This window comes from Candidatus Bathycorpusculum sp. (assembly GCF_009778815.1).
GTDB classification, from domain to species: Archaea; Thermoproteota; Bathyarchaeia; order Bathyarchaeales; family Bathycorpusculaceae; genus Bathycorpusculum; species Bathycorpusculum hydrogenotrophicum.
Genome location: NZ_WRFL01000067.1, coordinates 1 through 11,687 on the forward strand (window position 1 = coordinate 1; position 11,687 = coordinate 11,687).

Here is an 11,687-nt window from a genome sequence, read left to right on the forward strand (position 1 = left end):
AAGGTGTTTAAAATTTTGGCAAACAAGTATCGCAATAGACGTAAACGTTTCGAAATACGAGCAGCCCTAATCTGCGGTCTAATCAACCATGAAAACCAAAACTAAATCCCGAGGAGGTCTAATGTGTAGAAAAAAATTAATACAATAGATTAATGCAATGGGCAGGCGGCCTTAGCTTGAATGTCGTTATAATCAATGATAACAAAAAAGACTTTCTTGATTTACTGCTTTTAGCCGACGAGCAAGAAAATATGATTGATAAATATTTGGATAGAGGCGTACTTTTTGCATTATATGATAACAACAGTTTAAAAAGTATTTGCGTTGTAACCGACGAGGAAAACAATACCTTTGAGATACAAAGTTTAGCCACATATCCACAATTCCAAGGTAAAGGATACGCCAAATATTTAATCAATCACGTTTGCGATTACTATAAAGATAAAGGCACAACTATGATCGTTGGAACAGGCGACACCCCTATTATCGTACCTTTTTATGAAAATAATGGCTTTGTATTTTCACACCGCATAGAAAACTATTTCATTAAACATTACGATGCACCAATGTTTGAACACGGAGTACAATTAAAGGATAAAGTTTACTTTAAAAGAGCCTTGCGGGGAGTATAACCCTGACCTTTGCCTGATGAAAACGGAATGCAAGATGATAGTTTATAATGGAGAGGACAGCAGTTGAAAATCACGATAGAAACCGAAAGACTGATACTTAGACCACTCACATCCGCTGATGCGGCTACAGCCTTTTTCGGATGGACGGGTGATCCGGATGTGGCTAAGTACGTCAGTTGGCTCCCGCATCAATCCATTGACGAAACAATAGAGTGGCTAAAAGAGATTGCATGGAAGCTGGATTTGGAAGGTAACATTATTCCAAGTGACAACTATATTTGGGGTTTTGTGTTAAAGGAGACTGGTGAGTTGTTTGGTTCAGGTGGGTTGATTTGGGAAACTGACTGGCAGTTATTTCAAGTTGGCTACAACATCATGAAAGCGCATTGGAATTGTGGATATACCACCGAGGCGATGAAAGCTATTCTTAATTTCGCTGTCGTCAATCTCGGGATTAAGAGAGTTGCCGGTGGTCATGCGAAAGAAAACCTCGCCTCTGCTAAAGTGATTAATAAATTGGGTTTTATTTACGATAGAGATGGCATAACGCCCCATGTTGATGGCATCCGATTCTTTGACAGCCGGGAATATTTGTTGGACTTGGTTTGAGCAAATACGCAGATACTAATTTTATGGCGCAAATTTTATTGTTCTGGTGTTAATGCTGACTAGTTGATCACCGATTAATCAAATGGTTTCAAACTGGATCGATTTCAGGGTGGTGGTGTGGAATGGTTTTTGATAAATGTTCCTGCATTGAGTTCTGTGAAGGCAGTGTCAATTTCTCTCCAAGTATTCATAACAATAGGACCTCTCCAAGCTACCGGCTCCTTTAGGGGCTCGCCTGAAATAAACAAAAACATAGCACCCTTCTTAGAAGAAATTCTCACCGAATCTCCCTCTGAAAAAACTGCACATTGGCCCTCAGCAGCCGAGTTATTTTCTCCTTCAATTGAACCATTCACGACATAAATAAACACTGTGTGATCATAGGAGGTTGGGTGTGTAAATGTTTTCCCGGCGGCTAGATTTACATCGAAGTATTCTATATCATTGGATAAATCGTGGACTGGACCTACGCTGTTGTCGATTTTTCCAGCTATAATTTTTATTAAACCGTTTTGCTCAACATGGGGGATTTGTGTTTGTTCTACTCCAAAGTATTTGGGGGCAATCATTTTCTTTTTTGCAGGCAGATTTACCCAAAGCTGAAAACCCTGCAGGGTACCGTCGCATTTCTGGGGCATCTCTTGGTGGATAATACCTGAACCCGCAGTCATCCACTGCACATCACCCGACCCAATAGTACCCTTGTTACCGATGCTATCACCATGTTCCACATTACCCGTCCACATATAAGTTACAGTTTCTATGCCGCGATGAGGATGCCAAGGAAACCCCAAAATGTAATCATTTGGGTTATCTGAGCCGAAATGATCTAAAAGTAAGAAAGGATCCAAAGTTGAGGTGTTATCATTTCCTAGAACCCGCCTGAGCTTAACACCCGCACCTTCAAGTGTGAGACGGCGGTCCAAAACTTTCTGTATTTTTCTATCCAAAAAATCATCTAAAAAAGTGAACACTTCGAGAAATAAATATCTGATCTTGGTTATATAAAACATGTAACGGATCATCATTGTGTTTTAGCGGTTTACTGTTGAGTTTAATTTATACTATGTATTACCCCTGTAATCAGCTAATTAGAGTGTTAGAAGTTTTGCTGGATAATTTTTTGCTGGGTTGTGTGCTGGGATGTTTAGAAGAGTGCCGGTTATTATGCCAGAAAACCCTAAAACAGTCAATTGGGTCGCTAACACAAAGCACACAACAAAGCAACAGCTAAACACACCACGAGGGGAAAATATCGCTATGTCCCCATAACATTTTGTACCTGACACGATAAACTAACTCACACCAAACAATTCATAGCCTGATGACTTTGCTGTATTAGCTCCTCTATGGTTAGCAGAATGATGTACATCAGTTTGTTGCATTATTGTTCTGTTTGTTTGTTATTGTCTTTTGATTGATACAAATATTATTTAGCCAAAAAAAGAGTAAACTGTTGGGTTTCTATGACGAGTTTTCCAGTGAGAGATCAATTGATGATTATTTGTTAACTCCCAAAAACTCTGCTTTAATTATCATCGACTATCAGCCAACACAGATAAACTCTATTGCCTCGATAAAGCGAGAGCTTCTTGTGAAAAACATAGTTAAAGTAGCGCTGACCGCCAAAGCATACAACTTACCTGTAGTTTTATCCACTGTTAATGTAAAAAGCGGGGTGAATAAGCCCACTATAGTTCCGCTCAAAAAGGTATTGGCTGATCAGGTGGAGTATGATAGGACTCAGATTAATGCTTGGGAAGATGAAGAGTTTTATGAGGCTGTTAGAGCAACTAGGCGCAGAAAACTAGTTATGTGTGCGCTGTGGACGGAGGCTTGTTTGACTTTTCCCTCTCTTGATGCCCTAAACGAAGGTTATGCTGTGTATCCTGTTGTTGATGCTGTGGGTGGAACATCGTTGACTGCGCATAAGGCGGCTCTTTGGCGGGTGGCCCAGGCGGGTGCTGTGAATATAAGCTGGGTGCAGTTGGTATGTGAGTTGCAGCGTGATTGGAACCGCAAAGACACCATAGCAGACTTCCGTAATCTTCTTTTCGGACAAGATTCACCCATCACTAAAAACGAACATAGAACACCGATTGAAGGTTTAACTTCCTCCGATTAGTAGTAGGTTTCAGAGACATTTAGTTGCAAAGACGGTGCTTTGGAGTTGCCTCCACAATACGCAAACGCAACCAGCACCATCCAACAGTAACCCCTCTTACTAAATCAACCCATCGCCGGTGAGCCGTAACCATGCATTAACCGTGTAATGGTACCCAGGAACACCCCTTTATGTATAGCAGGCTGACGGTTAGTTTTTCAGTTTCAGTTTCCCCCTGATGTCTTGGGGCACAAATTGCCTGTTGCATACTTTGCATCGTAGCGTTGTTCCCTTTTACAAACACGATTGGAATACAACCTGCTTCCACACTTCATACAACATACCAAACCAACCCTACAACACACTCCACACAAAAACGTTACTTAGTTAACACTCTTATTTTATATTTTCAAACAGAAGACTACTTTCATGGACGTTGTAAATATTTGGGAAAATACCAAACAAGCAAATACACTATTTTAATTGCCAAGGCAGTCTATTATTTGTTTTATTTTTTCGACGAGTTGGTTGTTGTCTTTGGTTGAGCGTACTGTGATGCGGATGTGTTTGTTATCCATCCCCATAAATGTACTGCAGTCTCGGATTAGGATGCGTTGTTTTGCTAGTTGTTCTTTGAGGCTGGTGGAGGTGAGGTTTGGGTTGGTTAGTTTTATGAGCAAAAAGTTGGTTGTGGAGGGATAGACCTGCAGGCCTTTGATTTGGTTTAGATCATTTGTTAGTTGTTCTTTGTTTTTGTTGATGGTTTCTTTGGTTGTGGTGGTGAATTCTTGGTCATTGAGTGCTGCTTGGGTAACTTGGCATGCTAAGCCATTTATGCTCCATGGTTGGCGTATTGTTTCAAGTTTTTCAATAAGACTGCTTGCCGCAAGAGCATATCCTAAGCGTAATCCGGCCATACCGTAGAATTTGGTGACTGAGCGGATAACAAACAGATTCTCATATTTTTGCACCATACCTGCAACGGTGTGTTGTTGGCCGTCTGGGGCAAATTCAATATAGTTCTCATCAATGCTAAATATGATGTCTTTTTTTTGGCAAAACTCTACTAACTCCATAATTTCTGGTTTTTTGTAGAGTCTGCCTGAGGGGCTGTGAGGATTGCAAAGACACATGATTTTTGTGTCTGGGCTAATGGCTTCTTTGATTTTTGCGTTTTCCAGCGAAAAATCTGCTGGCAACTGAACAAAGGTAATTTTACCCCCTGAGCGCAGGGTTGCTTTTTCGTATTCTGAAAACGAGGGCACTGGAATTATTGCATCAAAGTTTTGCTCAAAAAGCTCAGTTATCATATAGATAAGCTCAATTGAACCATTACCTATCAGTACGTTTTCTGCTTTGATGCCTTGACCCACATAGTCGGCAAGTGTTTTTTTGAATTCAACCGGGTTTGGATCGGGGTAGAATTTGATTAACCTGGCGTGTTCTTTAACAGCTTCCACTGCTTTGGGCGGTGGTCCCATAAAGTTGATGGGGCCGCTAAATTCGAGCACTTCTTCAACGGGTATGTTGTGCTTTCGGCTAAATCCCCATATGTCTCCGCCATGGCTCACAAAGCGTTTTTCTCTAGTTGCCGGCATTTTTTTGTTCCTCCAGGAGTCGGTTTAACTCTTTTTCAACTGCTAGATGCGCTTTGTAGTGAGCGTTATATAGATTTACAGTTTTATACAGCCAGTACACGGCTCCAACCCCCAAGGTAGCTATGGTAAGCAAGACATATGTGGTTAACGGTACTGTTTGGGGCATAAACACCCGCTCAGGCAAAGCCGCACCAAGATAGGCATCTTGCTGTTTTTCATGGCTGGCTAAGTCTTTGTTTAGCTGATAGATGATAATAAAAGCCGGGATGATAAGGATAATACTTGCGGCCCACAGCTTGGCATTGCGCGGTTTCACAGGGTTTATGGGTGGGGGTGGTTGTTTGTTTTTATTTTTGAGATACTGTGCGATGTGTTGCTCAAATTGGGCTTCATTTTGAAAATGCCGATTTCGCCCCTCCACTAAACGATAAAACATAGGGAAAAACGCTACACCAAAGGTTACCACTGCACCCAAAAACCACATAGAAAACCACACTTTCTGATCGACGTGGCTGTTTGTGTTGTTGGGGGTGGTTTGCATTTGCTTCCTCTACAGGTAGGTAATTACAGGGTTGGGGGAGCCAAACTTTATAAGGTCTCCTATTTAGGTTAAAACCATGGGGCAGTATCAAATGTTGCTCTCTATTATAATTCCCGTCTATAACGAGGAGTTAACGATAGGCAACATTATTGACCGTACAAAAGAGGCTGTACGCCAACTTGGTTTAGAGACCGAAATTATTGTGGTTGATGATTGTTCCCATGATAATTCGCTTCTGGTTGCTTCTCAACGCAATGTCAAAGTCTGTACCCTAAAACAGCACCTAGGCAAGGGCTATGCTTTGCGGGCTGGGTTTGCCAAAGCTAGGGGCGATTTGATTGTTACTATTGACTCTGATGGTTCGCATTGGCCCGAGGAGCTACATGAGGTGGTGGCGCCTGTTTTTTGTGACCAAGCCGATATGGTTATTGGTTCACGTTACATGAATCGCAAACGTGTTGAAGCCCGCAAACTCAACAAATTTGGCGTATACATCTTTAACTCCCTAATAGCCCTCTTCACAGGGGTTGCCATAACCGATAGTCAATCCGGTTATCGCGCCATGAAACGTGAAGTGTTGCTAGCCCAAAAACTTACCTCAGGCGAATACGAAATTGAATCCGAGATGCTGGTTAAAGCAGTTAAGGCAGGCTTTAGAGTGGCCGAGGTGCCTATAACCTTTGAACAACGCACCTACGGACACTCAGGAGTGGATCCAATGGTAGATGGCTCCAAAATCCTTCTCTCAATTATTAGGGCCTATCTTAAGGTGTAAACGATGATGATGGTCCAGCCCAGTTATTATCCTAAGGTTTCAATAATTGTAGCCGCCTACAATAGTGCTGACACCATCCAAGACTGCCTCCAATCGCTTCTAGCACAAGACTACCCCCCTGATCATCTAGAAATCCTTGTTATGGATGGCGTTAGCAAAGATAACACAGTTCAAATCGCTAAACAGCTAGGCATCAAAGTAATATCTATCGATCTTAATGCCCCTGCGGCCTACAACTATGCCCAAAAAATTGTCCAACACTCCATTTTAGGATTTGTAGACTCAGATGCAAAGGTTGAATCAGCGTGGCTAAAAAAACTGGTTAAACACCTCATAGTAGATGAGCCAACCGTAGCGGGGGTAAGCGGCGGCATAGAAACCTGGAACCAAACCAACCCCTGGGCCAAAAGCATCGGCTATGAGCTCAAAAACCGCTACCAACGCATCGGCAAATACACCAACCGCATAGCCACCATGAACCTGCTGCTAAAAAGAACTATCATTGAACAAGTTGGCGGTTGGAATGAGAATCTGCCCAGCCAATACGACACCGACTTTGGCTACCGTATAGCCGCACAAGGCTACAAAATCGCCTACGAACCCAATGCAGTGTGCTACCACTACAACCGCCCCACCCTAAAAGCGTTTTACCGCCAACAACTCCAATACGGCAAAAACACCCTCAAACTCTACATAAAACACAAAAAACTAGCCAAAGGCGACGAAATCACCGATGCAGGCATGAACATCCAACCCCTACTGTTACTATCAGCCACAATATTGTTTTTATTGGGATTGGTACCGACCCTGCGTCTCCTCTGGATCGGCCCCCCAACCATACTAATAGGTATGCTCCTCTACTTTACCTACTCAGCCCTAAAAATCTCACACCGATTCCACGACTGGACCGCTATGAGACTAATCGTACTCTACTTCGTCCGCTCAGTAGCATGGTTCAACGGCGCTATCACAATCACCCTAACCCACCTCCTCCTTCCGCTAACAAAAAAACGGAGATCCCCCAATGACACCTAAAATCTGCTTCATATCCCCCGAATACTGGCCGCTAACAGGCGGCACCGGCAGCTACATCTACTACCTAAGCAACCAGCTCCAAAAAAACGGATACCCCATCCACATCGTCACCGGTGCAAACCAAACAAAAGACCTCCACGTCAACCCCCAACTCGATGTATCATTTCTAAAGATCCCCAAAACTCCCATCATCAAATCCTTTATGCTAGCCGCCCAAAGTAGCCAAAAACTCAAAACCATTCAAAAAACCGCCCAAATAGACATCACCCACCCCCAACTCCCCCTCACCCCAAACTTTGCGGTCCCCCCCAACTTTGGCAAAACCCTAGTCTGCACCGTTCACTCCACCTGGAAAGGCGAAGCCCAAGCCATCGCTGGCGAACCCTATATGCGACTAAACGCCAACGAAAAATTCCTCGTAGGCGCCAACCGATTCCTGCGTTTCTTCGAAGAAGGCATGATGCACCGCGCCCAAAAAATAATCGCCGTCAGCCACTTCACCAAATGGGAACTCACAACATACTACAACATACCCCCAAACAAAATCCAAGTCATCCACAACGGAGTCAACACAAAAAAATTCCAACCCCCAACAAACAAACACAAAATCAAAAAAGAACTAGGCCTAAACCCCAACGACATAGCCATCCTATCAGTAGGCCGACTCTACGCACGAAAAGGCCTCTTCAACCTCATCGAAGCCATGCCTTCTGTGATAAAACGATTCCCAAACGCCAAATTCATCATATCCGGAAAAGGCCAAAGTAGCGAAATGACAAAACTCCACACCCACGCTGAACACTTAGGCGTCAAAAGACATATCCTATTCACAGGCTATACCCCTGACAAAGATTTACCCAAACTCTATCAAGCCGCCGACATCTTTGCATTTAGCACCTTCTATGAACATCATCCCTTTGCCATCCTAGAAGCTCTCTCAACTGGTCTGCCAGTTATCACAACCACAGTGGGCGGCATCCCTGAAACCATCCAAACCGGCAAAAACGGCTTATTAGTTCCTCCATTTAGCTCACAACAGTTCTCAACGGCTCTTCTCTATCTGTTAGAGCACCCAATGGAAGCAACAGAGATGGGTATAAAAGCACGCCAAACCGTAGTAGAACGACTCGACTGGAGTATAGTTGTAAAGGACGCCATGAAAGTCTACGATGAAGCCCTGCGTTGATTGTTACAATAACACGTGATGGATTTTTTTGCTTTCTATCTGCTGAGTTTGTTTTAAAAAAGTTGATATTTTTACATTTAATCTGTTGTGTAATTCGGTTTGTGCTTCAACGAGATGTCTCGGACTGCGCAGAAGGGTACGGCGTCTCGGTTGCAGAACTTGTCTGCTTCTAGACATCTGTTTATATTCATCGTCTTTTCAAAAGCGACTGCAATATTTAATATGGATAAGCTCTCAGGGTCTTTTTGTAGCACAAAACCGCCCGTTGAACCGCGTATTTCACGTCTTATCCCAGCATTTTTCAAGGTTCTGGTGATTTTGTGCATGTAGGTGCAGGGTATCCCCATTTCTATACAAATCTCGTTACTGTTTGCTACCCCTTTTTTCTTCGCTAAATACAATACAACTCTTATATCATAATCAGTTGTTACGTTTAATTGCATTGCTATAGTCGTCTCTTATTGTACATTTATTGATGTTAAAAGATATGGATTGTTGATACTTCTGTCACATTTGGCTGTTATCACTTTTGAACTCATCCACTTCCTCGGTACATATCGTTGCATTGTTGGTTTGTTAGTTCTCACTCATGGAATGCATTATTTACGCGTCTTCTATGATCATATATCGACCTTTCGGTTATGCTGTTTTGTGTTCTGGTGGGGTGTTTTGTTCTTTTTGTTTTCGGGGTATTTTGTTGGTGTTATTGGCTTGGTTTTTGGTGGTTTGTGTGGTTATGTGGGGGTTTATGGGTGATTTTTGATAATTGTCTCTTTGGGTGGGTGTGTTTGTGGTGTTTGTTGTTGTTTTGTGTGCTTGGTGGGTGGGTGTTTTTGGTTTGTGTGGTTTCCCGCTAAATATATAACCTGCTAGATGGGGTATCTATCTTATATTATAATGAAACATGAATATGTGATAACTATGGTTGATGTCTCAAATAGACTAAAATATCCCCCGATAAAAAAAACACTATGTTTAACACTTACCCTCGCTCTGTTGCTGATGATGTTTTTGCCTGTTCAGCAGAGTTCCGCCGCCGACCCTATTGGCGCCTCCTACTCTGTAAACGGCAGACGACTCTCTGCAGCTCTAGCAGGTGACAACTCTGACTGGATAGAAATTGCACAGTACACCCATACTGATGGCACCTCTTATTCACTGATTGTACGCGAAAACTACATAAACACCTACGCTGGCAGCGGCCGCTACGGCGACCCAACATGGCAATACACTCCCTACAGTAGCCCACTTAGCACCAATTACCTAAACAGCGGTTGCCGTGTCCGCAACGCCATCAACAACTGGTTTAACAACCGTGCCACAGGCCCAGCAGTTGACAACCTCCCCACAAACGCTCCCCTGCGCAGCTACACCGTACAAAACACTGCCGCAAACACCCTTGGCACCGCAAGCACCCCTGCAGGACTAACCAACGGATTTAGCAAACCAACCACCACCCAAATACGCACAGGTGAAGACATCGCCTTTGCACTAAGCTACGGCGAAGCCGCAACATTCCTATCAAAAACACATTTTGCAAGAGGTATGAACCCTGAAACACAAACAAGCAACACATTTGCAACAGCAAACTATGGCAAAATCACTATCCCACAAATCTATGGCTATGGTATGTGGCTCCGCTCTCCAGGCGACATCGCCAATACAGCAGGCTGTCTAGACTATACCGGCCGAGCCTTCCAATTCTACATAGACCCCACAACAACCAATGAACGCGGACTTGTTTATCCAGCCCTATGGGTACAATCAAGCATCTTCCCAAGCTCTGATGTCGGATATGTAGTACACTACTACCTGGAAGGAACAACAATCTCAGTCGCTCCAGACAAAACTGGAACTGGCAAAGCTGGTTCCTCTGTGACCGAATCTGCCATTGATATATCTGGCTATAGTGCATTAGCACCAACAAGCCTTACAAAAACCATCACCACATCTGGCACCGAGTTTATCTTCTACTACACCTACGACTGCCCTGTTGATTACGTAGTACATTACTATCTAGCTGGCACAACAACAAAAATTGCCTCTGATAAGACTGTATCTGGTCAAACACTTGGCGCTTCTATAACTGAGTACGCAATAGCCATATCTGGTTATAACCCGGTTGCTCCAACAAGTCTCACAAAAACTCTGGGTGCTTCTGGCAATGAATTTGTGTTCTACTACACAGTAAACTCAAATAACGATGTTCCAACTGTTGTAGATGGCCGAGTTCTCACCCCAAGCATGACCGGTGATAAAGTCAACTGGATTGAAATAGCACGATACGGCGACTATTCTCTAATTGTACGCACAAACTACCTCAACATCTACCCACAAGCATCCTGCTACGGCAACCCTGAGTGGCAATACACTACATACGGTACCGCAAATACCTATGGCAACTCTGTAGTCCGAGATAAAATCAACGCATGGTTCAACGGCGCTGCTTCTCCTGTTGCCGATAATCTGGCTGCCAACGCCCGACTACGCGACTACACAGTAAAAAATAACGCCCTAAATGTCCTTGGAACCTCTAGCAATGTTGCATCATTAACCAACGGATTTAGTACCCCAACCTCTAACCACATAGGCACAGGCAACGATATTGCATTTGCACTAAGCTACAGTGAATCTGCAGAATTCCTATCTAAAACACATGATGTACGCGGCATGAACCCCCAAGTACAACCAAGCAACACCAATGCAACCCTCAACTTTGGCAAAATCACCATCCCACAGATGTATGCCTATGGAATGTGGCTCCGCTCTCCAGGCGACCTCAGCTACACCGCAGGTGATCTAGACTACACCGGCAGAACCTTCCAATTCCAAATCAACCCCAACGGAAACAGCGAACGCGGATTGGTCTATCCAGCACTATGGGTAAACTCAAGCATCTTTGAGACCACCTATACAGTACATTACTATTTGGCTGGATCAACAATTTCAGTAGCTACTGACAAGGTTGTATCTGGTCAAATTGGCTCTTTAGTAACAGAGAATGCAATAGCTGTAGCTGGTTACACTGCACTCGCTCCAACAAGCATTTCAAAAACCTTGACAGCCTCTGGCAATGAGTTTGTGTTCTACTACTGTGCTCGGAGTGATCTGGGTTATGTGGTGAACTATCTTGAGCAGGGTTCTGACAAGGTGTTGGCTGCTCAGAAGGTAGTTGATGGTCAGGTCTTTGGGTCTCAAGTTACTGAA

Annotated in this window: 11 protein-coding genes and 1 pseudogene; 8 read left to right on the forward strand and 4 right to left on the reverse strand. The window is 43.6% G+C overall.

From position 1 onward, the window contains the following. From FWF39_RS10370 to FWF39_RS10380, 3 genes and pseudogenes are all read left to right on the forward strand, one after another. A pseudogene (locus FWF39_RS10370) lies at window positions 1–105 on the forward strand (IS5/IS1182 family transposase); the annotation flags it as partial. Window positions 106–176: 71 nt separating this feature from the next. Continuing rightward, the gene (locus FWF39_RS10375; protein WP_343383367.1) at window positions 177–632 is read left to right on the forward strand and encodes a GNAT family N-acetyltransferase; all 456 of its coding nucleotides are present in this window, start codon (window positions 177–179) and stop codon (window positions 630–632) included. 63 nt (window positions 633–695) lie between these two features. Further along, the gene (locus FWF39_RS10380; RefSeq protein ID WP_343383368.1) at window positions 696–1,241 is read left to right on the forward strand and encodes a GNAT family N-acetyltransferase; all 546 of its coding nucleotides are present in this window, start codon (window positions 696–698) and stop codon (window positions 1,239–1,241) included. A 104-nt stretch (window positions 1,242–1,345) separates the two neighbouring features. Here the strand turns inward: FWF39_RS10380 and FWF39_RS10385 are convergent, their stop codons facing one another. Beyond that, window positions 1,346–2,191: a pirin family protein gene (locus FWF39_RS10385; RefSeq protein ID WP_343383369.1), complete on the reverse strand. Its 846-nt coding sequence runs from the start codon at window positions 2,189–2,191 to the stop codon at window positions 1,346–1,348. Window positions 2,192–2,733: 542 nt separating this feature from the next. Here FWF39_RS10385 and FWF39_RS10390 point away from each other — a divergent pair. Further along, window positions 2,734–3,366 (forward strand): hydrolase, encoded by a 633-nt coding sequence (locus tag FWF39_RS10390; RefSeq protein WP_343383377.1) that lies wholly within the window; start codon window positions 2,734–2,736, stop codon window positions 3,364–3,366. A 458-nt stretch (window positions 3,367–3,824) separates the two neighbouring features. Here the strand turns inward: FWF39_RS10390 and FWF39_RS10395 are convergent, their stop codons facing one another. Both FWF39_RS10395 and FWF39_RS10400 read right to left on the reverse strand, forming a co-directional pair. Further along, window positions 3,825–4,943, reverse strand: coding sequence for a histidinol-phosphate transaminase (locus FWF39_RS10395; protein ID WP_343383370.1), 1,119 nt, complete (start codon window positions 4,941–4,943; stop codon window positions 3,825–3,827). Next, window positions 4,930–5,484, reverse strand: coding sequence for a hypothetical protein (locus FWF39_RS10400; protein ID WP_343383371.1), 555 nt, complete (start codon window positions 5,482–5,484; stop codon window positions 4,930–4,932). Before FWF39_RS10400 ends, FWF39_RS10395 begins: the two co-directional genes overlap by 14 nt. Before the next feature lie 76 nt (window positions 5,485–5,560). Between FWF39_RS10400 and FWF39_RS10405 the strand changes: the two genes are divergently transcribed. The 3 genes from FWF39_RS10405 to FWF39_RS10415 are packed head-to-tail and all read left to right on the forward strand — an operon-like array spanning window position 5,561 to window position 8,480. Then, window positions 5,561–6,259 carry a glycosyltransferase family 2 protein gene (locus FWF39_RS10405; RefSeq protein WP_343383372.1) on the forward strand — a complete coding sequence of 233 codons (699 nt, stop codon included), beginning with the start codon at window positions 5,561–5,563 and terminating at the stop codon, window positions 6,257–6,259. A 3-nt stretch (window positions 6,260–6,262) separates the two neighbouring features. Beyond that, window positions 6,263–7,294, forward strand: coding sequence for a glycosyltransferase (locus tag FWF39_RS10410; protein ID WP_343383373.1), 1,032 nt, complete (start codon window positions 6,263–6,265; stop codon window positions 7,292–7,294). Beyond that, complete coding sequence (locus tag FWF39_RS10415; RefSeq protein ID WP_343383374.1) at window positions 7,284–8,480, forward strand: glycosyltransferase family 4 protein; 1,197 nt, start codon at window positions 7,284–7,286, stop codon at window positions 8,478–8,480. Before FWF39_RS10410 ends, FWF39_RS10415 begins: the two co-directional genes overlap by 11 nt. Window positions 8,481–8,557: 77 nt before the next feature. On the opposite strand, the gene FWF39_RS10420 is transcribed toward FWF39_RS10415, so the two are convergent. Then, a complete protein-coding gene (locus tag FWF39_RS10420; RefSeq protein ID WP_343383375.1) occupies window positions 8,558–8,923 on the reverse strand; it encodes an Rrf2 family transcriptional regulator in 366 nt (121 codons plus the stop codon). 568 nt (window positions 8,924–9,491) lie between these two features. Here FWF39_RS10420 and FWF39_RS10425 point away from each other — a divergent pair. Then, a partial coding sequence (locus FWF39_RS10425) for a hypothetical protein (protein WP_343383376.1) occupies window positions 9,492–11,687 on the forward strand: 2,196 nt, incomplete at its 3' end.